We start from the raw sequence: 24,626 nt of genomic DNA, 5'->3' as shown, positions 1-24,626 counted from the left end.
CCTCACCCCGTCCACGTCCACTCGGCGACCTCCGGCAGATCCGTGCCGTGCTCCCGGATCCAGGCGTGATGGCGGCTACGGGCGTCCGCCATCTCCTGACGCAACGCGACCGCATGGACCGCCAGGCCGGGCACCCGGTCCACGACATCCATCACCAGCCGGTACCGGTCGAGATCGTTGCGGACGACCATGTCGAAGGGCGTCGTCGTGGAGCCCTCCTCCTTATAGCCGCGGACATGCAGATTCGGATGCCCCGCACGACGGTAACCGAGCCGGTGGATCAGCCACGGATAGCCGTGATAGGCGAAGATCACCGGCTTGTCGCGGGTGAACAGCGCGTCGTACTCGAAGTCCGGCATGCCGTGCGGGTGTTCACCAGGCGGCAGCAGCCGGGCCATGTCCACGACATTGACCACCCGCACCGCCAGCTCCGGCAGATGCCGCCGCAGCAGATCCGCGGCCGCCAGCGTCTCCTGCGTCGGCACATCCCCGGCACAGGCCAGCACCACATCCGGATCGCGGCTGCTGACCTCCGTGCCCGCCCACCCCCACACACCCGCCCCACGCGCGCAATGCGCCTGCGCATCGTGGAGCGACAGCCAGTCGAAACACGGCTGCTTCCCCGCCACGATCACATTGACATGGTCGCGGCTGCGCAACGCATGATCCGCCACCGCGAGCAGGGTGTTGGCATCCGGCGGGAGATAGACCCGCACCACCTCCGGACTCTTGTTGAGAACATGATCGACGAAGCCCGGGTCCTGATGGGAGAACCCGTTGTGGTCCTGCCGCCAGACGTGTGACGTGAGCAGATAGTTCAAAGACGCGATGGGACGCCGCCACGGCAGCCCGCGCGCGGTCTTCAGCCACTTGATGTGCTGATTGACCATCGAGTCGACGATATGCGCGAACGCCTCGTACGAAGAGAAGAGACCATGCCGGCCCGTGAGGAGATAGCCCTCCAGCCACCCCTGGCACAGATGCTCCGACAGCACCTCCACCACCCGGCCATGTCGCGCCAGATGCTCGTCACCACCGGCCGTCTCCGCCTGCCACGCCTTCCCCGTCGCCTCGTACAGCGCCTCCAGACGGTTCGAGTCGGTCTCGTCGGGGCCGAAGACCCGGAAATCCCGGCGCTCCGCCGTGGCCTCCATGACCGCCTCCAGCAGACCGCCCAGCACCCGCGTCGGCTCATGCAGCCCGCCGCCCGGCTTGTCGATGTGCACCGCATGCCGCTCCAAGGACGGCATCGGCAGCTCCCGCAACAACAGACCACCATTGGCATGCGGCGACGCGCCCAGCCGCCGCGGCCCCTCCGGCACACACCCCAGCACCTCCGGACGCGGCCGGCCGGCCTCGTCGAACAACTCCTCCGGCCGGTACGAACGCAGCCACGCCTCCAGCTGACGAAGGTGGTCCCGGTTCTCCCGCACGCCCGACAGCGGCACCTGATGGGCGCGCCAGGTGCCCTCGACGGCCAGCCCGTCCACATCATGCGGACCGGTCCAGCCCTTCGGCGTACGCAGCACGATCACCGGCCAGCGCGGCCGGTCCACCTCGCCCTCGGCACGGGCCCGCCGCTGAATATCGGCGATCCGGTCCAGCGACCGGTCCATCGCGGCGGCCAGCGCCTGGTGCACCGCCTCCGGATCGTCACCCTCCACATGGATCGGATTGTGGCCGTAGCCACGCAACAGCGCATCCAGCTCGTCCTGCGGAATCCGGGCCAGCAGCGTCGGATTGGCGATCTTGTAGCCGTTGAGATGCAGAATCGGCAGAACCGCCCCGTCATACACCGGATCGAGGAACTTCGTGGCATGCCACGAAGCCGCCAGCGGCCCCGTCTCCGCCTCCCCGTCACCGACCACACAGGCAACCAGCAACTCCGGGTTGTCGAACGCCGCACCATACGCATGGGCGAGGGAATAGCCCAGCTCACCGCCCTCATGGATGGAACCCGGAGTCTCCGGCGCGACATGACTGGGCACCCCGCCCGGAAACGAGAACTGCCGGAACAGCCTCGCCATGCCCGCCCCGTCCCGGCTCACCCCCGGATACGTCTCGGCATACGTCCCGTCCAGCCAGGAGTTCGCCAGCACCGCAGGACCCCCATGGCCCGGACCCCACACGCACAACGCATCCAGATCACGGGCCTTGATCACCCGGTTGAGATGCGTGTGCACCAGGTTCAGCCCCGGCGAAGTACCCCAGTGACCCAGCAGCCGCGGCTTGATGTGCTCCGGCCGCAACGGCTCCGCCAGCAGCGGGTTCGCCATCAGATAGATCTGCCCCACCGACAGATAGTTGGCAGCACGCCAGTGCGCGTCCAGCGACCGGAGTTCGGCAGGATCCAGTTGACCGGACCCCGACGACACCGACCCGTCACGAGCACTCATCCCTCACCGGCCCTCTCGGCAGGCGGACAGGCCGACGCCTCCGACGACTCCAGATACACCTCCGCGGCGATCACCGCCTCGCGGACCGTCCGCCGGCCCATCAGCACACACAGCGTGTACGCGATGTCCTCCAGCCCGCGGCGCCGGGCCTGATCATGCGGCTTCGTGAGGACCAGGTGCTCCCACACCCGGTACCGCCGCAACAGCGCGGCGAGCTCATTCCTGTCCGGCAGCAGCATGCCGTCATCTCCCGATATCAGCCCGGGTGACCGGGGGAGCCACGACGGCGCGTGGAGATCGCGCCCGAACCGAGTCGCTCCCACCGTGCGACGGTCACGCGCCGTCCGCAACCGGACGCGGACGGCGAAAGCACCTCACACGTCAATCGGGCGGCTCCGGCGCCGGATGCTCTCCCGGCTCGGCACCCGGCGGCTCCTCCGGCTCCGGCCCCGGCTCCTCCGGCTCCGGCTCCGGCGGACGCGGGTCCCGAGGCACCGGCTGCGGCCCGCTCGGCACCGGCTCGGGGCCGTCGGGCTTCGGACTCGTAGCCACGACACCTCCTTCCTCTCGTCCTCCTGCTGGCTAACCGGCCACCCCGCCCGGTAAACGCCGCCGTTCAAGTCAATCGCCGAACACCAGGGACCGGTCCGTACACATCGCCGGCCCGTACACCTCGCCGGTCAGTACACATCCCGCACATAGCGCTTGTCCGCCGCGAGCTGCTTGACGTACGCCGCCGCCTTCTCCTCCTCCAGACCCCCATGCGCGACGGCTATCTCCCGCAACGCACGGTCGACGTCCTTCGCCATCCGCGACGCATCACCACACACATAGAAGTGCGCACCGTCCTGAAGCCACGACCACAACTGCGCGCCATGCTCACGCATCCGGTCCTGGACATACACCTTGGCGCGCTGATCCCGGGAGAAGGCCGTGTCCAGCCGGCTGAGCAGCCCCTCGCGACGCAACTCATCGAGTTCGTCCGCGTAGTAGAAGTCCGTGGCCCGCCGCTGCTCACCGAAGAAAAGCCAGTTGGGCGCCCGATGCCCCAGCGCACGACGCTCGTCGAGGAACCCGATGAACGGAGCCACGCCGGTACCCGGGCCCACCATCACCGCCGGCGTGGCAGGGTCGGCCGGCGGCCGGAAATGCGCGGCACGCTGCACGAACACCGGCACCGGGCTGCCGCACGGCGCGTCCGCGAGATACGTCGACGCCACCCCCTTGCGCGGACGGCCCCGAAGATTCTCGTAACGGACGACGGACACCGTCAGGCTGACGAGACCAGGATCCGTCAGGGGACTGGACGATATGGAATACAGGCGAGGCTGCAGCCGGGGCAGAATGCCCGCCCACTCGGCCGCACCGGCCCGCACGGGAAACTCCGCGATGACGTCGACGGCCTGCCGCCCCCAAGTCCACTGCGCCAGCTCGCCCTTGTTGTCCGGACGCAGCAGCTTCTTCAGCACGCGGTCCTGGGTGCGCTCGGCGACAAGCCGCAGCAGACCCGGCGTGATCCTCGCGATGTCCAGATGCCGATGCAGGGCCTCGCCGAGCGGCACCTCCCCGACCCCCGCGACCTCGACACCGGCACGCGCATCCAGACCGGTCACCGCCAGCCACTCCGCCACCAGATCCGGGCAGTTCAGCGGCCGGACGCCGAGCGCGTCACCGGCCTCGTAAACAAGCGGGACACCATCACCGTCACGCGTGTCGAACGTGAACCGGCGAACTTCCTTGGCGGCCCCGGGGAGGCTGAGCAGCCGGTTCCCCACCAGACGGGCGGTGGCGGGCGCGGCCTTGGAGGGACGGGCGGGAGCCGGCGATGCGGTGCTCGGTGACCCGGTGCTCGGCGATGCGGCGCCGGGTGACGCGACGTCCCGTGGCGCGGACGCCGGACCGGGCCGCGCCTCCCCGGCCCCAGCATCCCCCGCATCCCCCGCACCCTCCGCATCCCCCGGCACACCCAACGCCGTCAGCACCTGCTCCAACCACTGCCCCGCCGGCTGCTCGTAATCCGGTTCGCAGTCGGTACGCGGAACCAGACGCACCGCGCCCAACTCGTCGAGCCGCTGATCGAGACGGCGGCCATGCCCGCAGAAATCGTCGTACGAGGAATCACCCAGCGCCAGAACCGAGTACCGCACACCGTCCAACCGCGGAGTGTCGGGCGCGCTCAGCGTCTCCCAGAAACCCGACCCGTTGTCGGGCGCATCGCCGTCACCGAACGTGCTCGTGACGATGAGCAGATCCGCGGTACGCGGCAGGGCCGCCAGCGAACTCTCATCCATACCGACCAGCCGCGCCGCCCGCCCGGTGTCCGCCAGCCGCCGGGCCGCCTCGGCGGCGACCTCCTCCGCGTTCCCCGTCTGCGACGCCCACAGCACGATCACCTCACGCCCGGCGGCAGGGCCGGCCGCGGCACGGCCATCGGCAGCCGCCGGCACCGCACCCCCGGCGGCACCCCCGACCTGCGGCGCCGGCGACTCCGCCGCGCGCGAGAACATCCCGGCCAACACCCCGTTGACCCACAGCGCGCTCTCCGAACGGAACGGCGCATGCGACGGCAGTACGGGCGTGCCCGCCGCCCCGGAGCCCAGGCCGGACAGGAACCCGGAGAGATAACGGCGCTCATGATCGGTCAGCTCCGGCGGAGCCACCCCACCGAGCCGGAACACATCCGCCAGCACCGCCACCGCACCCGCCACCGAGGACCCCGACGCCCCACCGCCATCCCCCGGCACGGCCCCCACAAGCTCCCGCTGCTCGCCACCCCCCGACCCCACGGCCACCTTCGCCAGAGACACCGCACACACCTTGAACTCCGGCTGGAACGACACCGGATCGACCGCGTCATTCGTCACCGCGTTCACGCTCAGGTACTCACCGAACAGGTCGTTCCAATGGAACGGCGCGAAACAGCCCCCGGGCCGCACCCGGTCGGTCACGACCGCCGGCAGCACCGCCCGCCCACGCCGGGACGCGACCTCGACCGAGTCGCCCTCCGCAATGCCCAGACCGTCCGCATCCTGCGGATGGATCTCCACGAAAGGCCCCGGATTGAGCTTGTTCAGCTTGGCGACCTTGCCTGTCTTGGTCAGGGTGTGCCACTGATGCTGAAGACGACCGGTGTTCAGGACGAACGGGTAATCGTCATCGGGCATTTCGGCCGGGGGCAGATGCGGCCGGGCGAAGAACACCGCCCGCCCGCTGTCCGTCGGAAACGACAACCGGGGCCGCGTACCGTCCGGCCGCACCACCGGCGCCTGACTGACACCGTCATTGACATAACGCACCGGATTCCGGTCGGGCCCGTCGACAGAAGCACTGGGCCACTGCACCGGACCACGCCGCAGCCGCTCATACGTCACACCCCGCAAGTCATAACCGGTCCTCGGATTCCACGCCCGCCGGATCTCCGCGAAAATCTCCTCCGCGCTCTCATAACCGAACGCGTCCTCATACCCCATCTCACAAGCGACCCGCGCGATGATCCGCCAGTCCGGCCACGCCTCGCCCGGCGGATCGACGGCCCGCCGCACCAGCGTGAGATTCCGCTCCGAATTGACCATCACGCCCTCGGACTCCGCCCACATAGCGGCCGGCAGCACGACATCGGCATACGCATTGGTCTCGGTCTCCGCGAAAACATCCTGCGCGACAACGAACTCCGCAGCCTCCAAACCCTCGATGACCGTCTTCCGATTGGCCACCGAAGCGACAGGATTGGTGCAGATGATCCAGCAGGCCCTGATCTCCCCGTCCGCCATCCGCCGGAACATCTCGACGGTCCCCTGACCCGCCCCGTCCGCCCGCAACGTCCCCGGCGCGACACCCCACAACTCCTCGACGAACGCACGGTCCTCGGCCACCAGCACCGACCGCTGCCCCGGCAGCCCCGGCCCCATATAGCCCATCTCGCGGCCGCCCATCGCATTCGGCTGCCCGGTGAGCGAGAACGGGCCACTGCCCGGACGACAGATCGCACCGGTCGCCAGATGCAAATTGACCAGAGCATTGGTGTTCCACGTGCCGTGCGTGCTCTGATTCAGCCCCATCGTCCAGCAACTCATCCAGTCACCCGCCGCACCGATCCACTCGGCGGCCCGCCGGATATCCGCCTCCGGAATCCCGGTGATCTCGGCGACCGTCGCGGGCGGATAGTCCGCCAGGAAACCCGGCATCGCCTCCCACCCCTCCGTGTGCTCGGCGATGAACTCCGCATCCGTATGGCCGTTCTGCACCAACAAATGCAGCAACCCGTTCAGCAACGCCAGATCCGTACCCGGCCTGATCTGCAGAAACAGATCCGCCTTGGCCGCGGTCGCGGAACGCCGCGGATCGACCACGATCAGCTTCGCGCCCGCCTTGACCCGCTCCATCAGCCGCAGGAAAAGAATCGGATGACAGTCCGCCATATTCGACCCGATGACGAAGAACACATCCGCATGCTCGAAATCCTGATACGACCCGGGCGGACCGTCCGCACCCAGCGACAGCTTGTAACCACTGCCCGCACTCGCCATGCACAATCGCGAATTGGACTCGATCTGACGGGTCCGCAGAAAACCCTTGGCGAGCTTGTTCGCCAAATACTGCGCCTCCAGCGTCATCTGACCGGAGACATACAGCGCGACGGCGTCCGGCCCGTGCTCATCGACGATCGCGCGCAGCCGCCGCGCCGTCTCCTTCACCGCCGCGTCCATCGCCCGCGGCGCCGGCTCGTCGCCCCGCTCGGCCCGCACCAGCGCGGTATCCAGCCGGCCCGGCGCCGCCAGCAGATCGGCACTGGTCGCGCCCTTGGTACACAGCCGCCCGGCATTCGCCGGATGCCCCTTGTCCCCGGACGCCTTGCGCACCGTACGCCGCCCGTCCGCCCCGGTCCCGACATCGAGCACGATCCCGCAGCCGACACCGCAGTACGAGCACACCGTCCGCACCTGCGTCGTGCTGCCTGCGCTGTCGGTCTGCGACTCCGGTACGGCCACGGACGGGTCCCTTCGTGTCGGCTGCGTGCCAGGACCCGATCCGCGCTCTCTCCGCTCGGCTCGCCCATCCGGCCGAGCCCTCGCGGCCTTCCGGTCGGCCCCTCCGGTCGGATCCTCTGCGCACGAGGGTACGAATCGCCCGTTTCCCGAGTGTCACAGTGACCGATCATCGGTCGTTACACCCACCACACAACCGCCCCCGCCCCAACGTGAGGACCCCTCCCGGCCAGGTCCTGAAACTCACCGTCAACAGCACCTTGACGCAAGGAACGAATCACTCTCCGTAATCGTTGCCGGAAAGAGGAGGCAGGCAAGAGGCGGAGAAACACACACGGCGAAGCAGGCCCCGAGGGCAGGGGCGAGAGGAGAACAAGAGGAAAGGAGACGGGGAGAAACAGAAGGCAGACAAGGAAAGGAGAGCCAGGGCGGGAGAACGGACGCGCGGGCCAGCAGGGCGCGCAGAACGGGGGGAGCAGGAGGACACGCGAAACAGCAGGACGTGCGGCGCAGCAGGGCGGACGTGTGGAACAGCAGGGCGACCGGGACTGCCGGACCACGCGCGGCTCAGCAGCCAGCCCGTCACCACATGAGGCGTCGAGGCAGTCGTCGAGACGTCACATCACGAGCTCGCCCAGCGGGACGTCCGGATCCGCGAGAGCGATCTCGTCGACCGTCTGCCCGCTGGCCACCAGCGCGCGGATCGGATCGGTGACATCCCAGAGGTTGACGTTCATGCCGGCCAGCACCCGACGCCCGGCCAGCCAGAAGGCGATGAACTCGCGGGATTCGGTGCTGCCGCGGAAGACGACCCGGTCGTAGGCGTCGGGGTCGACGTAGCCGGTGTACTCCATGCCCAGGTCGTACTGGTCCGTGAAGAAGTACGGCAGCCGCTCGTAGATCACGTCCTGGCCGAGCATGGCCCGGGCCGCGGTCTGCGGCTGGTGGAGGGCGTTGGCCCAGTGCTCGACGCGGATGTGCTTGCCCAGCAGCGGGTGGAACGCGCTGGCGACGTCGCCGGCCGCGTAGACGTCGGGGTGGGAGGTGCGCAGCCGCGCGTCGACGTGGACGCCGTTGCCGACGTCGAGTCCGGCGGCCGCGGCGAGCCCGCTGTTGGGGGTGACGCCGACACCGACGATCACCGCGTCCGCCTCGACGCGCGTGCCGTCGGCCAGCAGCACGCCGTCCGCATGCCCGCCGCTGCCCGTGATCTGCGCGATCTGGGTGCCGCAGCGCAGGTCCACCCCGTGGTCGGTGTGCAGCTCGGCGAAGATCTGGCCGACCTCGCGGCCCAGCACCCGCTGCAGGGGGACCTGGGCCGTGTCCAGCACGGTCACCTCGACGTCGGCGGCGCGGGCGGCGGCCGTCGTCTCCAGGCCGATCCAGCCGGCGCCGATCACCACGACCCGGGACGCCGCGCGGAACGTCTCCTTCAGCCGGTCGCTGTCCGCGAGGCGCCGCAGATAGAGCACCCCGTCGAGGTCCGCGCCCGGCACCGGCAGCGGGCGCGGTGTGGAGCCGGTGGTGAGCAGCAATTTCGCGTAGTCGTGGTGGCTGCCGTCGGCGAGGGTCAGCCGGTGCCCGTCCGGGTCGATCCCGGTGACCGTGGTGCCCAGCCGCAGGTCGACCCCGTGCTGGGAGTACCACTCCGGCGGGTGCACGAACGCCTGCTCCTTCTCGGACGTGCCCAGGAGGTAGCTCTTCGACAGCGGCGGGCGCTCGTAGGGGCGCTCGCGCTCGTCGCCCAGCAGGACGATCGGGCCGTCGAAGCCTTCCGCGCGCAGCGTCTCCGCGGCCTTCGCGCCGGCCAGGCCCGCTCCGACGATCGTGAATGCTGTGTTCCCGGCGTTCCCGGCGTTCCCGGCCATGTCGCGCTCAGCTCCCGTCTGCGCTGCCCGCAGCCCACGCGGCCCATGCCGTCGTACGCGGCCCCGGGCGCCTCCAGATCATCAAGTACCCGATCATCAAGTACCCGCTGGCCTGCCGGGCAGGTACCGCCGATGGTGTGGTCGGCGGCCAGTGGGACCAGTGGGGTCAGGGGTGATGAGGGGTACCTGTGGGGTCAGAGGGAGGGGTAGGGCCGGGGAGGGTGACGGATGCCCGCGGGAGGGGTGGGCGCGGACGGGGCCGCGGTGCTGACATGCCCTCAGCCGTCCTCCACCATGCCCAGGAGACGCTCCCCCCTGCCGTGGACGCGCTCTGCCCTGCCGACGACGACATCCTCGGCCGTACCTGAAACGACACCCTCCACCGCACCGAGAGCGACCTCCCCAGCACCGTCGACGCCCCCCGCAGACCCCTCGACGCCACCCGCAGAATCGAGGAAGTGGAATTCCGGGTGCGGATGCATCAGGAAGTCGTGATGCGAGATGTTCCAGGCGTACGCCCCGGCCACGCCGAACACCACCCGGTCGCCCGACCGCAGCCCCGGCGCCGGGACATCGCGGGACAGGACATCCTTCGGGGTGCACAGCTGGCCGGTGACGGTGACACGGTCGCCGCGCGCCGCGGACCGCGGCCAGGGGTGCGGCCACGGCTCGTCGGACCGCAGCACCGTGCAGGGCTGGTCGTGGCCCTTGGTCGCGGGGGTGCGCAGATGGTGGGTGCCGCCGCGGACCACGGCGAACTCCTCGCCGTGACTGTGCTTCACATCCAGCACCTCGGTCGCATACCAGCCGCAGTACGCGGTCAGCGCGCGCCCCGGCTCGATGCGCAGCGTGAGCGCCGGGTGGGCCGCCGCCAACCGGGCCAGGCCCGCCCCGTACGCCGGCCAGTCGAAGCGCCGCTCCGGGGCGGCGTAGTCGACGGCCATCCCGCCACCGATGGTCACCTCCGACAGGCCGACCCGGTGACGCCAGGCGAGCTGCGCCGCCCACGTCACGATCGCCTCCGACACGGCCAGCTGCTCCGGCGCCTCCAGCCCGCTCGCCAAATGGGCGTGTACGCCGACGAGTTCGAGGTTCGGGTAGGTGCCGTCGGTGAGCAGCGCGACCACCTCGTCCGCCTGCTCCGGGTCCAGCCCGAACGGGGTGGGCCGGCCACCCATCGCCAGCGAACTGCCGTCCAGGGAACCGTCGTCGACCGGCAGGTTGAAGCGTGCCAGGACCGCGATACGGCGCTCCGGCGCGAGATCGGCGGCGAGGCCGGCCAGCATGTGCAGCTCGTAGACGCTCTCCACATGGAAGCGCCGCACGCCGATTTCGAGAGCCTGGGTGATCTCCTTCGGCGTCTTGCCGGGACCACCGAAGGCCAGCGGCGCATCGGGCACCGCCTTGCCGACATGCGCCAGTTCGCCGCCCGAGGAGACCTCGTAACCGTCGACATACGGGCGCAGCGCCGCCAGGATCTCCGGCTCAGGGTTGGCCTTCGCCGCGTAGTAGAGCTCCACACGCTCGGGCAGCGCCGCCCGCACCTCGGCCATATGGGCCCGCAGAGCCCCCAAGTCGTAGATGTACGCGGGGAGTTCCTCGGCGCGCAGGGACAGGGCGCGCTCCCGGACGGCGGGAGTGGGGGCGGTCATCGGGCGCTCCAGGGGGTGGTGTCGTCGGTGCGCACGGCACCGGACAGAACGGACTCGGCCAGCGGCGAGGGCAGCAGCACATAGCCGGCCTCCCGGTCGGCCTTGCGCTCCCAGCGGGTGAGCAGATTGGCCTTCGCGGGCAGCGGCACCCCGGCCAGCAGGGCGGCCAGCCGCGGCGGGCAGCCGTACCGGTCCGCGTAGGTCTGCAGAGTGCGCCGCACCTGCGCCCACAGCTCCGCCTCGGCGTCCGGATGCAGATCGGCGAGCGCGGCCAGCATCTCCGCCACATGGTTGACCAGCAGGCAGTACACCACCCGGTCCCAGCCGCGCTGCGCGTCGTACGTCATCGGCCCGGCGACCGCCTCCGGCAGCGAGGCGAGCAGCTCGGTGTGGTGCTCGGGGACGAGCTTCGTGCCCTCCAGATCACGGAAGAGGACCTGCGCGGGCATACCGTCGCCGTCGACGCAGACCAGCACGTTCTGCAGATGCGGTTCCAGCACCATGCCGTGATCGAAATACGCGGCGAGCACCGGCGGGACCAGCAGATTCAGATAGGCGGCCCACCACTCCAGCGCGGCCTGCGGCCCCGCGCCGTCCAGCAGGCGGGAGATATGGGCCGCGCTGCTCGGGTACTCGTCGGCGACGGCGGCCGCCAGCAGCGGCGTGGTGCCCGGCAGCAGCCGCCGGGAAAGCCCCTCGCGGATGATCACGCCGAATCCTTCGAGCAACTCGGTGTCCGGCCGCCCATCGGCGCCGGGCAGCGCCAGACTCCGGTAGGCGGGCTCGCGCAGCACCGCGCTGCCGGGGAAGCGGGTCGCCAGGTCGGCGAGCACCGGCTCCAGCAGCCGGGTCAGCGCGACCGCCCCGGACAGCTCGTAACTGGCGTTCTTACGAAGGCAGTTGGTGATCCGGACGTTCAGACTGAACTTCAGGAAGGACGCACCGTCGTACAGCGTGCGGACCGACGCGGTCGCCGCGAACGGGGTCTCACTGTGGCCCAGGACGAGGATGTCGCCGCGATCCAGCGCTTCCTGGAGGCCGGCGTGCCCCCGCAGCAACTCGTACTGCCAGGGGTGGGCCGGCAGCAGCCGGTAGCCGTCCGGGACCTCGCCGGCCAGCGCGTCCAAGGGGGCCGTGGCACCGGGCGTGGCGCACTCCTCCGCTATCAGCCCGTCGCGGACGGCGAGCAGCAGCAGCGGGAACGACGCCCCGGCCTCCGGCGCGTACGCCTGCCAGTCGGCCGGATCCCCGGTGCGGGCCTTGGGCGTGGGATGGAAACGGTGGCCCAGGATCAGCGACTGCTCGGACGCCACATAGCCGGCCTGCCACTCGTCACCGCCGTCGGCGGCGGGCGGACCGGACGCGCCACGAGCGGCCAGCGCCGCCGCCACCGCCTGATGGCTGGACTCGATCTGCGCCAGGAACTCCTCGTTGCGCACCCCCGTCCGCAGCGACAACTCGGCATGCACATACTCGGCCAGCCGGCGCCAGCCGACCTCCGCCCACCCCTCCGCGGTCTCCTCGGCCACCGGGCCGGTGAACCGGTGCGCACCGAGCAGCGACGTACGGCGCAGCCCGACCCGCAGCAGCACACCGCGACGCGGCAGCCGCAGCAGCAGCCGGCCGTGATCGACGGCGGTCTGGTGCTCGGGTCCGGAGACCTCGCGGAGCAGGCAGTTCAACAGCGTGTGCGCCACGGCCCGGTCGGCGGTGGGCAGACCGGCGGGGGCGGCCGGGGCCGTACCGGTGCCGGGCGTATTGGTCAGCGAGGGCATCGATGGCTCCTGCGGTTCCGGAGACTACGGGGGAGACGGGGAAGGAGGCGCGGCAGCAGGCCGGGGCCGGCGACCGCGAGGACGGCGGCCAGCGCTGCCGCGGTCCCGGTCAGAACGGGCGCGGCGGGACCGAACCAGTCGTTGCCGGCCGCGGCGGCCACTCCGGCGGCAACCGCACCCGCCTTGGAGAAGAATTCGATCGAGCCGAACAGCCCACCCGGGGCACGGCCCTTCGCACAGTCGGCGGCGAGCACCGACAGACACACCAGGCCCATCGTGAGCCCGGCACCGAGCACCAGCCGTACCGCGATGAACGCGGTCAGCGAGTCCGCGACGCCGTGCCCCGCCAGGCCCAGCGCGATACAGCCGAAACCGAGTACGATGCCGAGCCGCGGACGGCTCCGGAACAGCGAGTGCACCGCGATCGCCGCGACCAGATAACACATGTGCGGCAGAGCGAACAGGACACCCGACACCATCGGGCCGGCACCCGGAATCCGCTCCTTGATCAGCGCGATCAGGTACGGGAACGAGATGACGGTGGAGAAGACGAACGCGAACTCCAGCGCGTACAGGGCCCGCAGGGACGCCGCCGGGGCACGCCCCGCCGAATCGCCCTCCGCGGCCTCGACGGCCTCGACCGGCCCGGCCGCCTCACCCTCCGCGGCAGCCCGGCCCTGCGAAGAACCCGAAGAACCCGAAGAACCCGAAGGCCCAGCAGCGCCGATACGCGGCGGCTCCGGCAGAGCCGCCAGCATCACCGCCGCGGCCAGCGGCAGCAACGCCATCAGCGCATACTGCCGGTGCGGCGACAGCCACGGCGTCAGCGCCCCGACCACGATCGGCGCGAACACCAGCGCCGCCCGCGCACTGCCCTGCATCAGCGTCAGCGCCCGGGACAGCGCACCGCCCTCCAGCGCCGCCCCCAGATAGCCGTTCGACGCGGAGAACGTGCCGCCCAGCACCCCCTGGAGCACCAGCGCCGCCGCGAAGGTGACCAGCGAATCGGCCCAGCCCGCCAGCAGAAACGCCGCGGCCAGACCCAACTGCGCCCGCAGCAACAGCCGTTTACGGCCGAACCGGTCGGCGAGCCGCCCCCACAACGGCGCACCGACGGCACCGAAGATCGTCGGCACGATGTACAGCAACCCCGCCCAGCGAGCGGCCTCGTCGCCCAGCTCCGGAAGGATCTCGGTGAGGTACGGCGGCAGACCCAGCGCGGCGAACGACGCCACGAAGTAGCAGCCCGCCACCGCGTACACCTGACGGGGAGCGAGCCCCCGGCCGACCTTCGTCTCCACAGCGGCCGCATCCGCACGGCGCGCGGCCACGGTTCTCGTCGGGCTTATCCGCATCGTCGTCACATCCCCGTCGGCAGCGTCGGCAGCAGGTAATTGGGGCCGGTGGTGTAGTGCTTGTTGATGTCGGCCGCGCCCGAACGCTCCTTGGACAACAGGGTTCCGGCGCTGACCATGGCCTTGACCGGCAACTCCCCGGCGTCCAGCACATACGACCGCAGTACGGCACCCGGCTCGCCCGGCGCGGTACCCAGCCGCTCGACCGCCTCCGCGAGCCGGTCGCGGACCAGGGCCAGCAGCCGGCCGAGCGGCGCCCGCCCGTGCCGCGCCAGCCCGAAGGCGTAGGAACCCGCACACAGATGGACGGTGATGGTGGCGAACAGGTCCAGCACCGGCCGGTCCTGCTCGGAGAAGATCCGCGGATCGGCGAAATCCCCGGGGTCCGGGGCGTCCGCGCCCAGGGCGTCCCGCAGCCGCACGGTGTTGATCCGCGGCCCGTCGTTGTCCTTGAACAGCAGCCGCAGCCGGGTGCCGCGCGCCCCCTCGTCCAGCACCAGCGAGATGTTCTGCTGGTGCGACTCCAGACCGATGCCATAGCCGAACAGCGTGGTCTGCCAGTCGAAGAGCAGGGTCAGACAGGCGTCCAGCAGCGCCAGCGGGTCGCCGCCGTAGAAACGGTCGGCGAGCTCGTCGATCACCAGCCGCCCACCGGGCGCCCGGCCGAGCAACGCCGCCATCGGCACCACCGCGCTGCCGTCCAGACCCGCCGGATAGCGCCGGCACAGCACGGCCAGCAACTCATGACCGGCGTGCGCGTACCCCGTCTCATCGGCCTGCAGAACCGACTCCGCGAACCGCGGCTCACGGGCGATGACCTTCGCCAGCAGCCGCTGGCCCGCGGCGCCGTCGACGAGCGTCGGGGGCTTGATGGTGCGCCGGTTGCGCAGCCCCAGCGTCGAGGTGGCCAGCGGAAGCTTCAGATGCAGCCGGGGATCGGCGCCCACGGCCACGGTCCGCATCGACAACGTCGGCACCACACCGAGCAGCGCCCGCTCGGAGAGCACCGCCTCGCCCTCCAGACCGGTCGCGGCCAGGGCCTCCTGCAGCGGATCACCGAGCGTCAACGGATGCACAGGAAGCGCGAGATGGCTCTCACCGAGCTGCGGCAGCCCCAGCTCGGCCGGCGTCGGCCAGCAGCCGGGCAGCGCCGCCGCCCCGCCCGCCACGGTGATCGCCCGGCGCGGCACGGCCAGCCAGCGCAGCGCGAAGTGCGGCCGGAACTCCGGTGCGTACGCCCGTATTCGGGCCTCGTCCAGACCGGAGCGGCCGCGCGCGGTCGGGTACACGGGATGGTCGTGCCGGGCCGCGAGCGTGTCGTACGCCAGGCCCCCGTCCAGCCCCAGCCAGGAATCGACGGACGGCCCATGACGCTTCGTCAGCTCGGCCGCCACCTCCTCCCCGGTCCTGGCGTGCAGCCGCATCGTCGCCAGCGTTTGCCGGCACTCCTCGGCGAAGGCGTCGAAGCCCGCCCGGTCCGCCGGGTCGGCGAGCGCACCCAACGCGGCCAGGACCTCGTCGACCGAGGTCAGCCGCGCGCCGTCGGACTCACGGACGAGCAGCGGCAGCCGGGCCGCGTACTCGCTCTGATAGCCGTCCGGACCCAGCGGCAGCAACAGTGCACCGGCGTCCGGGCCGGCGGGCAGCCGCAGCCACGGGCCGTCCGGCCGCTCCAGCACGGTGCCGCGGGTGCGCAGCCCGACGACGTCCTCCCGCAGCAGCGCGCTCAGCACCCGCAGCAGCAGCTCCGACTCCTCGGCCGGGGCGGTCGGGTCGGTCGGGGCAGCTGAGCCGGTCGAGTCACCCGCGTCAGCTGCGTCAGTCGAGCCGGTCGAGTCAGCCGAGCTGGCCGAGCTGGCCGATCCGGTCGGCCCGCGTCCGGCCGCTCCGCCTCCGGTCGCCCCGTCTCCGGTCCGGCCCGTGAGTGTGTCGACGGCGACGCTCACGACGAGATCTCCCAGCGCTCGGTGGCGAAGAAGCCGTCCGCGACCCGGTCCACGGCCGCCCGGTCCGCGCCGGTGACCCGCAATACACCCAGGTAGTCGCGGTTGGTGCGATACAGCGGATGCTCGGTACCGACCGGACGCAGCGGCCGGTAGCTCACCCGCACGCCGTCCACCTCGCGGTCCACGGCGTCCGGCGCGCCGGTGAGTGTCCCGGCCCGGTCGGCGAGTGCGTACTCCACCCGGCCCGCGGCGTCACGCCGGGCACCGAGGTCGGCGGGCAGCGGCTCGCCCAGATGCGTACGCAGGATGTGCTCGAACAGCGGGATCTCCAGCAGCTGCGCCAACAGCAGATCGCACTGGTCGCCGATGACGCGGTAGTTCACCTCGATGAGCCGCGCCCGCCCCTCGTGCACCACGAACTCGGTGTGACAGGCCCCGAAACCGACGCCCAGCGCGTCGAGTTGGGCCAGCACCTGGGCGACGACGGGCTCGGGCTGGTCGGCGACGAAGTCCAGCCGCTCCTCGATGAAGGCCGGGGGCGGCGAGACGGCGGTGTGGAAGCCGCCCAGCACATGCCGCACCCGCCCGTCGCCGAGCGTCTCCAGGGTGAAGAGCTCACCGGGCAGGAACTCCTCGGCGACCAGTGCCGCCCCGGGCCGCCGCTCCTGAACCTCCTTGGCGCGCACCACCAGTTCCTCGGCGTCGCCGACCAGCATCACATCCTCGCTGGCCACGCCCTCGCGGGGCTTGAGGACGCAGGGATACGGCAGGCCGGCACCGGCCAGCGCGGACGGGTCCTGGCCCGGCGCCAGCTCGGCGGTCCGCACGGTGTCGGCGCCGGCCGCGGCGAGATGGCGGCGCATCTCCGCCTTGTTCTTGGCCCGCAGTGCGGCCCGCCAGTCCTTGCCGGGCAGCCCGAAGTAGTCGGCGACCAGCGCCGCTTGGGTCTGCAGATGGTCGCTGTTGCTGAAGACCGCGGTGGCCGGGTGGTGGGTGGCTATGCGGGAGATGACGGCGCGGAAGTCACGGACGTCGCACTCCACAACCTCGATCTCGGGGTAGGTGCGCCGGTGCGCCTCGGGCTGGTCCGTCAGGACCGTGACATCGAGACCGAGACGGGCCGCGGCGGGCAGGAATCCATCGGTGACCGAGTCGGTTGGATTGAGAGCGAGCAGATACATCCGCATGAGCGGGCCCCTTCGGGATCGGGGGTGGTGCGGGGACATGAGTGGGCGCTTCGGTAACGCCACGGAGGGAACCAATCACCCTCTGTAATCGTTGCCGGATAAAAGGAGGCAGCAGGCAAGAGGCGAAGGCCACCAGCAAGAGGCGGAAGGCACGCCCGCTAGAACAAGGTCACTGACAAGAGGTGGAGGTCACTGGCAAGAAGCGGAGGTCACTGGCAAGGGGCGGAAGGCGCGGGCGAGTTACGGAGAGAACGGGCGAGTTACCGAGAGAGGAGTTGCGGAGAGAGGGGCGAGCAGCGAGGTACGAAGTAACGAAGAAGCAGGCAGGAGCGAAGGCAGGAGCGCGAGGCGAGGCGGACCGGCGAGGTGGGCTGGAGAGCTTGACCGGCCAGGCGGACCTGCGAGGTGGAGCGGCGAGGCGGAGCGTCCCTTGCAGGTCAACCGTGCCCCTCCCGGTGTGCGCCGCGTGGAACACGAGGCGCACACCGGGAACCGGCCGAAACCTGCTCACCTGTGACGGCGGGTTGTGACGGCAGGTCAGGCATCAGTGGCCCGGCGTCGCGGCCGGTCAGGCCTTCGGCAGCTTCACACCGGTGGCCTTGGCCACGTCGGCGAGCATGTGCTCGGCGGCCTGGATGCCGATGCCGGACATCCAGGTCTCGTCCGGCACGTCGAAGACCTTGTCGTTCTTGACGGCGGGCAGGTCCTTCCAGACCGGGTTGGACGTGACGTCCTTCTGCTGGGTCTTGTCCGGGGTGTCGGCCACGGTCACGAAGACCAGGTCGGCGTCGGCCTTGTCGATCTCCTCCGGGCTGACGTCGAGCATCGTCTTCTCCGGGTCGGTGGAGTTCTGCGACTTCGGACGCGTCAGGCCGATGTCGTTGAGGACGACACCGCTGTAGGAGGACTTCTGGTAGAGGCGGGTCGGGCCGGCGACGAAGCGGACCACCGAGGCGGACGGCATCTTGCCGTCGTACTTCTTCTTGATGGCCGCGCCCAGCGCCTTGGCCTGCGCCTCATACGACTTGAGCCGCTTGGCGGCCTGCTTCTCCAGGCCCAGGGCCTCGGCGTGCGCCTTCAGGTTCGCCTTCCAGGGGCCGCCGGTGGTCTCGGTGAAGACGGTCGGCGCGAGCGCCTTGAGCTTGTCGTAGATCTTGTCGTGCCGGACCTTGGACGACAGGATCAGGTCGGGCTTGAGGGAGGCGATCTTCTCCAGGTTCGGTTCCAGCAGCGGGCCGACGTCCGTGACGCCCTTGACCTCGTCCTTGAGGTACGTCGGGAAGCCGCCCTCGGTCTTCATGTGCGGGGAGACCGCGCCGACCGGCTTGATGCCGAGCATGGTGACGTCGTCGAGCTCACCGGTGTCCAGGACGACGACGCGCTTGGGCTGCGAGGGGATCTTCACGTCGCCCTTGACGGTCTTGACGGTCCGCGGGAAGGCGCCGGAGGCACCGGACTTGGCCGCGTCGTCGCCGCCCGAGGACTTTTCGCCACCACAGGCGGCGAGGGCGGCGGTACCCAGAACGACGGCGAGCAGCGCGGCGAGCAGCCGCCCGATGCCGCGGAGGGAGAGTCTGCTGAACATGCGGGTTCGACTTTCTTTTGGGGAGCGGGGACAGATGCTCGTGGGGGAGAGCGCGGGGGGTGGGGCTTGTGGGGCTTGTGGGGCTTGTGGGTCTCTGGGGTCGGCCGGGGTGGGCTCCGGTCGGCCGGACGGGCTCCGGGTCAGTCGGACGCGGTGGTGTGTCGAAGTGGGCTGCCCTTCGGGATGACCAGCGGAGTGCCGGTCTCCGGGTCCGGAATCACCCGGCAGTCCACGTCGAAAACGGCCTTGACCAGTTCCGCGTCCAGGACCTCCGCCGGGGCGCCGGCCGCGGCCAACTGCCCGTCCTTGAGGACCACGAGGTGGTCGGCGTACCGGGCGGCCTGCCCGAGGTCGTGCAGCACCATCACCACGGTGCGGCCCGCCTCGGCGTGCAGCGCGGCGACCAGATCGAGGACGTCGAGCTGGTGCCGCAGGTCGAGGAAGGTGGTGGGCTCGTCGAGCAGCAGCAGATCGGTGTCCTGCGCCAGCGCGAGGGCGATCCAGGCGCGTTGCCGCTGGCCGCCGGAGAGCTGGTCCACCGGCTGGTCGCGCAGCCCGGTGGTGCCGGTGCGCCGCAGCGCCTCCTCGACGGCCTGCTGGTCGGCTTCCGACCAGGGGCTGAGCAGTCGCTGGTGCGGGTAGCGGCCGAGCCGTACCAGCGCCTCGACGGTGATCGCGTCGGGGGTGACGGGTTGCTGCGGCAGCAGGCCCATCCGCAGGGCCAGGGCCTTGGCGGGCATCCGGTGGATGTCGGAGCCGTCCAGGGTGACGGTGCCGGCGGCCGGCGCCAGCAGCCGGGTCAGTCCGCGCAGCAGGGTGGACTTGCCGCAGGCGTTGGGGCCGACGACGGCGGTGACGGCGCCGCCCGGCAGCACCAGGTCGAGGCCGCCGACGATCAGCCGGTCGCCGTAGCGCAGATCGAGCCCGTGGGTGGAGAGCTGGTTGGCGGGCGGCTGGTCAGTGGCCGATTGGCCGGTGGCCGGTTGGTCGGTGGTCGACTGGTCAGTGGTCAGCTGGTCAGTGGTCGACTGGCTGGTTGTCAGCTGGCCATTGGTCACTTTGCCGGTGGTCACTTTGCTGGTGGTCACTTGGCCGTTGGCCAGCTGGTCGGTGGTCAGCTGGTGGGAGGTCATCGGGCACTCCTGTTCACGGAACTGCTCTGACGGATCATCAGCACCAGCAGCCAGGGCGCGCCCAGGGTGGCGGTGACCACCCCGACCGGCAGCCCGCTGACCGGCAGCAGATACTGCGCCACCAGATCGGAGGCGAGCAGCAGTACGGCACCGGCGAGGCCGGAGAGGGCAAGCGTCCCGGCGGTCGGCGGACCCGCCAGGAACCGCACGATGTGCGGGACGGCCAGCGCGACGAAGGCGACCGGGCCGGTCAGTGCGGCGGCCAGCGAGGCCAGCACGATGGCGGTCACCAGGACCTGGAGGCGGGCGGTGTTGGTGTTCAGACCGAGCGCGCCGGCCGAGTCGTCGCCCAGGTCCAGCACGGCCAGCCGGCGGTGCAGCAGGAAGGCGACGACGAGCGCCACCACCACCGCCCCGCCCGCGGCCCACACTTCGGTCCAGGTCCGCCCGTACACCGACCCGGTGGTCCACTGGAGCGCCGAGCCGGCCAGCTCGGTGGGAAAGCGGACGACCATGAAGTTCACCGCGGCGGTCAGCCCCGCCTGGACGGCCAGGCCGACCAGGACGAGCCGGGTGACGCTGACGCCGGCGCGCCAGGCGAACACGCCCAGCAGCACCGCGGCGAGCAGCCCACCGCCGAGCGCGGCCAGCGGAATCAGCGCCTGCGAGGCGCCGGCCGCCAGCATCACCACCGCGCCGAACGAGGCGCCGCCGGTCACCCCCATCACGTCGGGGGAGGCGAGCGGATTGCGGAACAGCCGCTGCAGGAGTGTGCCGGCCACCGCCAGCCCGGTGCCCGCGACGACCGCCGCGACCATCCGGGGGGCCCGGAACTCCTGCACCACCAGCACCGTGCCCGGATCGCCCAGCCCGAAGAGGCCCTTGAGCGCGTCGGCCGGCGGCAGCGGCATCTCGCCGTTGGCCACGGACACCGTGACGAGGGCGAGGAGTACGAGAACGCCACCGAGGGCGAGCAGCGGTGTACGGCGGCCGGCGGGGCGGCGCGCGGTGCTCGCGGACACGGCGCCGAGCGGCTTCTTGGCCCGCACGGTCCCAGTCCCGGTCCCAGTCCCGGTCCCGGTCACCGCGCCGTTGACCGTGTCCTTGACCGCGCCGTCCACCGCATCCTTGGCTGTGTCGTCCACCGTGTCGTTCACCGCCTTGCCCACCGCGCCGTCCATAGCGTTGTTGGCTGCGTCGTTGGTTGTGTCGTTCATCGGGCCACCTTCCGGGCCAGCACCGCGAGCAGCGGCGCGCCGAGGAACGCGGTGAGGATGCCGACCTGAAGCTCGGACGGCCGGATGACGACCCGTCCGAGGATGTCGGCGGTGAGCAGCAGCAGCGGTCCCGCGATCAGGCAGCCGGGCACCACGATGCGGTGGTCGGAGGAGCGGAACAGCTGCCGGACGAGGTGCGGTGCGGCCAGGCCGATGAAGGCGAGCGGACCGGCGACGGCGACCGCGGACCCGGCGAGCAGGATCACCGCGAGGCCGCCGGCCGCCCGGATCCGGGACACCGGCACACCGAGCGCCAGCGCGGAATCGTCGCCCAGGGCGAGCGCGTTGAGCGCGGGGGTGATGGCCAGCGCGACGACCAGGCCGAGCACCAGGGTCGGCAGCACCGGGTAGAGCACGGCGAGGGGGCGTTCGGCCAGCGATCCGGCCAGCCAGAAGCGGGCCTCGTCCAGCGAGCGCTTGCTGGCCAGCATCACCGTCGACGTCCATGACACCAGGACGAGTTGGAGGACCGTGCCGCCGAGCGCGAGGCGTACCGGATCGAGGTCGCCGGCCCGCCGGGCGAGCGCCTGGGCGAACAGTGCGGCGCCGGCGGCCCCCGCGAACGCGAACCAGAGGTATTCGACGGGACGGGTCAGATGCAGCGCGAAGATGGCGGTGACCACGGCGAAGGACGCGCCCGCGTTGATGCCGAGGGTGGTCGGTGAGGCCAGCGGGTTGCGGGTGATGCCCTGGGTGACCGCGCCGGCGACGCCGAGCGCCGCGCCCACCGCGAGCGCGACGACGGTCCGCGGCAGTCGCAGCCCGGTGACCACGATGGCGTCGCGTCCGTGTGCGCTTCCTGACAGGGCATCAAGCACCGTGGACAGCGGCACGGACCGGGCGCCGAGGGCGAGGCTCAGAGCCGCGCAGACCGCCAGCGCGCAGAGCCCGGCCGTGAACAGCGGGATGCTGCGCCAGGTCTTCGTGGCGGGGCGCGCGCCGGGCACGGGGGGTGCGGTGGCTGGTGGCTTGATCGTCGACACGCGGCGTTACATTAGGTTAGGCATACCTAAACCCGCAAGTCTGAGCCCGTGAAGGATCAACAAATCCCTTTTGTCGACCCGCCGGTCGGTAATGCCCGCCCACCTGCTACGCCGTTTACGGGTCATGCTGGAAGGGAGGCCGACTTGAGGAGCGTCATGAACCCCAGCACCCCCCGCATCGCGGTCATCGGCGCCGGCCCCGGCGGCCTGACCTGCGCCCGCGTCCTCCAGCGCCACGGCGCGCCGGTCACCGTCTTCGACCGGGATCCCGCAGCCGACGCCCACCCGCAGGGCGGCACGCTCGTCATGCGGCCGCACTCCGGGCAACGCGCTCTCCAAGAGGCGGGCCTCGACGAGCAGTTCCGCGCCCTGGCCCGCCCCGTAGGCCAGGAGACGCGACTGCTCGACCACACAGGCACCCTCCTGGGACGCACACCGCCACCCGACGAGGAACCGAGCCCCGAAATCGACCGCGGAGAGCTGCGCCGCCTGCTCCTGGACTCCCTCGCTCCCGGCACCGTGCACTGGGGCCAGTACCTCCGCACCCTCCATCCGATCGGCGACGGCACCCACAAAGCCGAGTTCGACGACGGCCACACCGCCACCTTCGACCTGGTCATCGGCGCCGACGGCGCGTGGTCCAGGGTGCGGCCCCTGCTCTCGGACGACACCCCCCACTACTCCGGCGTCACCTTCGTCGAGGCCGGATTCGACGACGCCGACACCCGCCACCCGGCCGTCGCCCGCCTGGTCGGCGACGGCGGCATGAGGGCCCTGTCCGGCAGCAAAGGCCTGATCGCCCAACGCGACGGCCACGGCCGCATCCGCGTATACGCCGCCTTCCGCGGCTCCCAGGACTGGGCGGCGGAGCGCGGCCTGAGCCTCGACGACACGGAGGCGGTGCGCGCCGCCCTGCTCGAAACGTTCGCCGGCTGGGACGGCCAACTGCTGGCACTGCTGCGGGACAACGACGGTGGGTTCGTCAACCGGCCGCTGTTCGCCCTGCCCGTACCCCACACCTGGCCCCACACCCCCGGCCTCACGCTGCTCGGCGACGCCGCGCACCTCATGACGCCGCTCGCCGGCACGGGCGCCGACCTCGCCATGCTCGACGGCTGCGAACTCGCCCTGGCGCTCACCCTCCCTCGTAGCCCCGAGGGCGGGGGAGGGGCGGCCATCACCGACCAGGACGCGGCGGTGCGCGCGTACGAGGCGGCCATGCTGCCGCGCTCCGCCGAGGCCGCCGAGAGCGCCGCCCGCGCCCTGGACGACGCGCTCACCCCCGACGCACCGCACGGCGCCCGGCATCATCTGCTGCGCCGCTTCCGTCACCACTGACGTGCGAACGGGGGCCTGGTGGACCCTTAGGGGAGATCCCCTAAGGGTCCACCAGGCCCCAGGCCAATGCATACCCGCTGCGAGCCGGCCCCACCGCTCCTTCACGTCGCTCCTTCACGTCGCTCCTTCACGCCTCGGCTCTTGCCAGCCCTCCGACCCCTCCGATCCCTCCGATCCCTCCGGTTGCGCCCCCGCCGGCCCCATCGGACGATCGGCACCGTACGTAAACGATCACCGCACCGTTCGAAAGTGATCAGCGGTACGCGAGGCCGGCGAGAGCGCACGACGACAGCGAGGACACCGAAGACCCCCGCCGAGGAGGGACGGAACACACGTGAAGATCACCGAGCCCACGCTCGGCGCGCCGTGTTGGGTGGAGCTGGGCACCTCGGACGTGGACGCCGCCACGGTCTACTACCGCGAGGTCTTCGGCTGGAGCGCCGAGACCGACCCGCGCTCAGAAGCCGGCGGCTACACCGTCATGTCGCTGGGCGCCGCCCCGGTCGCCGCCGTGACCCCTCTCTACACGCCGGGGCAGCCGACCGCGTGGACCGTGTCGTTCGCGACCCGGGACACGGACGCGCTGGCCGCCGCGGTCGCCGAGGCCGGCGGGAAGCAGCTGCTGGCACCGCGGGACATCTTCGACGTGGGCCGCTTCGCCGTCGTCGCCGACCCGGAGGGAGCCGTCTTCTCGCTCTGGCAGGCCCGCTCCTTCCCCGGTGCCACCCTGTTCAACGCGCCGGGCTCGCTCGGCTGGGTCGAACTCGCCACCCGGGACGCGGAGCGCGCCAGGGCCTTCTATCCGCGGGTGTTCGGCTGGACGGTCACCGCGCACGACCGGTACACGCGATGGGGCATCGACGGCGCCGAGTTCGGCGGTATGCGCCCCCTGGACGAGCGCAATCCGGACGACCGCCCCACGCACTGGCTGCCGTACTTCGCGGTCGAGGACGTCGATGCGACCGCCGCCCGCGCCATCGAGTCCGGCGGCATGCTGCTGGGCCCCCCGACCGACGTACCCGGCGGCCCGCGGATCGCGATGATCCGCGACCCCCAGGGCGCGGTCTTCGGCATCCACAGCGCCGTCGACGAGGGCTGACCCGAGCACAGCTCACGAACACCGACCGAACCACAACTCACGAAGGC

Annotated in this window: 16 protein-coding genes; 2 read left to right on the top strand and 14 right to left on the bottom strand. The window is 71.2% G+C overall.

Translation table 11 applies throughout. From position 1 onward, the window contains the following. Window positions 1-2: 2 nt before the first annotated feature. The 14 genes from FCH28_RS30995 to FCH28_RS30930 form a co-directional block, all read right to left on the bottom strand. Window positions 3-2,396, bottom strand: a complete 2,394-nt coding sequence (locus tag FCH28_RS30995) for a phosphoketolase family protein (RefSeq protein WP_136743507.1) — start codon at window positions 2,394-2,396, stop codon at window positions 3-5. Beyond that, window positions 2,393-2,635 carry a DUF5133 domain-containing protein gene (locus FCH28_RS30990; RefSeq protein ID WP_136743506.1) on the bottom strand — a complete coding sequence of 81 codons (243 nt, stop codon included), beginning with the start codon at window positions 2,633-2,635 and terminating at the stop codon, window positions 2,393-2,395. The genes FCH28_RS30995 and FCH28_RS30990 overlap by 4 nt, the downstream gene beginning before the upstream one ends. A gap of 142 nt (window positions 2,636-2,777) precedes the next feature. Beyond that, entirely contained in the window at window positions 2,778-2,948 is a 171-nt protein-coding gene (locus FCH28_RS38365; RefSeq protein WP_169314298.1) for a hypothetical protein, read from the bottom strand. Window positions 2,949-3,076: 128 nt separating this feature from the next. Beyond that, the gene (locus FCH28_RS30980; protein WP_136743504.1) at window positions 3,077-7,384 is read right to left on the bottom strand and encodes a bifunctional nitrate reductase/sulfite reductase flavoprotein subunit alpha; all 4,308 of its coding nucleotides are present in this window, start codon (window positions 7,382-7,384) and stop codon (window positions 3,077-3,079) included. A gap of 614 nt (window positions 7,385-7,998) precedes the next feature. Continuing rightward, window positions 7,999-9,249, bottom strand: a complete 1,251-nt coding sequence (locus FCH28_RS30975; protein WP_136743503.1) for an NAD(P)/FAD-dependent oxidoreductase — start codon at window positions 9,247-9,249, stop codon at window positions 7,999-8,001. 278 nt (window positions 9,250-9,527) lie between these two features. Further along, window positions 9,528-10,901: a type III PLP-dependent enzyme gene (locus FCH28_RS30970; RefSeq protein WP_136743502.1), complete on the bottom strand. Its 1,374-nt coding sequence runs from the start codon at window positions 10,899-10,901 to the stop codon at window positions 9,528-9,530. Beyond that, the gene (locus tag FCH28_RS30965) at window positions 10,898-12,676 is read right to left on the bottom strand and encodes an IucA/IucC family protein (RefSeq protein WP_136743501.1); all 1,779 of its coding nucleotides are present in this window, start codon (window positions 12,674-12,676) and stop codon (window positions 10,898-10,900) included. The genes FCH28_RS30970 and FCH28_RS30965 overlap by 4 nt, the downstream gene beginning before the upstream one ends. Then, window positions 12,664-14,007 carry an MFS transporter gene (locus tag FCH28_RS30960; RefSeq protein ID WP_246103404.1) on the bottom strand — a complete coding sequence of 448 codons (1,344 nt, stop codon included), beginning with the start codon at window positions 14,005-14,007 and terminating at the stop codon, window positions 12,664-12,666. Before FCH28_RS30960 ends, FCH28_RS30965 begins: the two co-directional genes overlap by 13 nt. A gap of 29 nt (window positions 14,008-14,036) precedes the next feature. After that, window positions 14,037-15,776 carry an IucA/IucC family protein gene (locus FCH28_RS30955; RefSeq protein ID WP_136743661.1) on the bottom strand — a complete coding sequence of 580 codons (1,740 nt, stop codon included), beginning with the start codon at window positions 15,774-15,776 and terminating at the stop codon, window positions 14,037-14,039. A 197-nt stretch (window positions 15,777-15,973) separates the two neighbouring features. Then, the gene (locus tag FCH28_RS30950; RefSeq protein ID WP_136743499.1) at window positions 15,974-17,164 is read right to left on the bottom strand and encodes an ATP-grasp domain-containing protein; all 1,191 of its coding nucleotides are present in this window, start codon (window positions 17,162-17,164) and stop codon (window positions 15,974-15,976) included. 568 nt (window positions 17,165-17,732) lie between these two features. Next, window positions 17,733-18,749, bottom strand: a complete 1,017-nt coding sequence (locus FCH28_RS30945) for an ABC transporter substrate-binding protein (protein ID WP_136743498.1) — start codon at window positions 18,747-18,749, stop codon at window positions 17,733-17,735. Window positions 18,750-18,889: 140 nt separating this feature from the next. Next, the gene (locus FCH28_RS30940; protein WP_246103403.1) at window positions 18,890-19,882 is read right to left on the bottom strand and encodes an ABC transporter ATP-binding protein; all 993 of its coding nucleotides are present in this window, start codon (window positions 19,880-19,882) and stop codon (window positions 18,890-18,892) included. Further along, window positions 19,879-21,099 carry a FecCD family ABC transporter permease gene (locus FCH28_RS30935; protein ID WP_246103402.1) on the bottom strand — a complete coding sequence of 407 codons (1,221 nt, stop codon included), beginning with the start codon at window positions 21,097-21,099 and terminating at the stop codon, window positions 19,879-19,881. Before FCH28_RS30935 ends, FCH28_RS30940 begins: the two co-directional genes overlap by 4 nt. Continuing rightward, window positions 21,096-22,106, bottom strand: a complete 1,011-nt coding sequence (locus FCH28_RS30930; protein ID WP_136743658.1) for a FecCD family ABC transporter permease — start codon at window positions 22,104-22,106, stop codon at window positions 21,096-21,098. Before FCH28_RS30930 ends, FCH28_RS30935 begins: the two co-directional genes overlap by 4 nt. Window positions 22,107-22,298: 192 nt before the next feature. Between FCH28_RS30930 and FCH28_RS30925 the strand changes: the two genes are divergently transcribed. Continuing rightward, complete coding sequence (locus tag FCH28_RS30925) at window positions 22,299-23,480, top strand: FAD-dependent oxidoreductase (protein WP_136743497.1); 1,182 nt, start codon at window positions 22,299-22,301, stop codon at window positions 23,478-23,480. Between the two features lie 334 nt (window positions 23,481-23,814). Beyond that, the gene (locus FCH28_RS30920; RefSeq protein ID WP_136743496.1) at window positions 23,815-24,579 is read left to right on the top strand and encodes a VOC family protein; all 765 of its coding nucleotides are present in this window, start codon (window positions 23,815-23,817) and stop codon (window positions 24,577-24,579) included. Window positions 24,580-24,626 lie beyond the last annotated feature (47 nt).

Source organism: Streptomyces piniterrae (genome assembly GCF_005048155.1).
Classification (GTDB): domain Bacteria; phylum Actinomycetota; class Actinomycetes; order Streptomycetales; family Streptomycetaceae; genus Streptomyces; species Streptomyces piniterrae.
The sequence above is the reverse complement of the archived record's forward strand: the minus strand, read 5'-3'. Positions and strand labels throughout refer to the sequence as shown.

Excerpts from the sequence above, each read along its gene's own strand:
- FCH28_RS30995 (WP_136743507.1), bottom strand. The coding sequence starts at position 2,396 with ATGAGTGCTCGTGACGGGTCGGTGTCGTCGGGGTCCGGTCAACTGGAT.
- FCH28_RS30990 (WP_136743506.1), bottom strand. The coding sequence starts at position 2,635 with ATGCTGCTGCCGGACAGGAATGAGCTCGCCGCGCTGTTGCGGCGGTAC.
- FCH28_RS30975 (WP_136743503.1), bottom strand. The coding sequence starts at position 9,249 with ATGGCCGGGAACGCCGGGAACGCCGGGAACACAGCATTCACGATCGTC.
- FCH28_RS30970 (WP_136743502.1), bottom strand. The coding sequence starts at position 10,901 with ATGACCGCCCCCACTCCCGCCGTCCGGGAGCGCGCCCTGTCCCTGCGC.
- FCH28_RS30965 (WP_136743501.1), bottom strand. The coding sequence starts at position 12,676 with ATGCCCTCGCTGACCAATACGCCCGGCACCGGTACGGCCCCGGCCGCC.
- FCH28_RS30950 (WP_136743499.1), bottom strand. The coding sequence starts at position 17,164 with ATGCGGATGTATCTGCTCGCTCTCAATCCAACCGACTCGGTCACCGAT.
- FCH28_RS30945 (WP_136743498.1), bottom strand. The coding sequence starts at position 18,749 with ATGTTCAGCAGACTCTCCCTCCGCGGCATCGGGCGGCTGCTCGCCGCG.
- FCH28_RS30940 (WP_246103403.1), bottom strand. The coding sequence starts at position 19,882 with ATGACCTCCCACCAGCTGACCACCGACCAGCTGGCCAACGGCCAAGTG.
- FCH28_RS30935 (WP_246103402.1), bottom strand. The coding sequence starts at position 21,099 with ATGAACGACACAACCAACGACGCAGCCAACAACGCTATGGACGGCGCG.
- FCH28_RS30925 (WP_136743497.1), top strand. The coding sequence starts at position 22,299 with ATGAACCCCAGCACCCCCCGCATCGCGGTCATCGGCGCCGGCCCCGGC.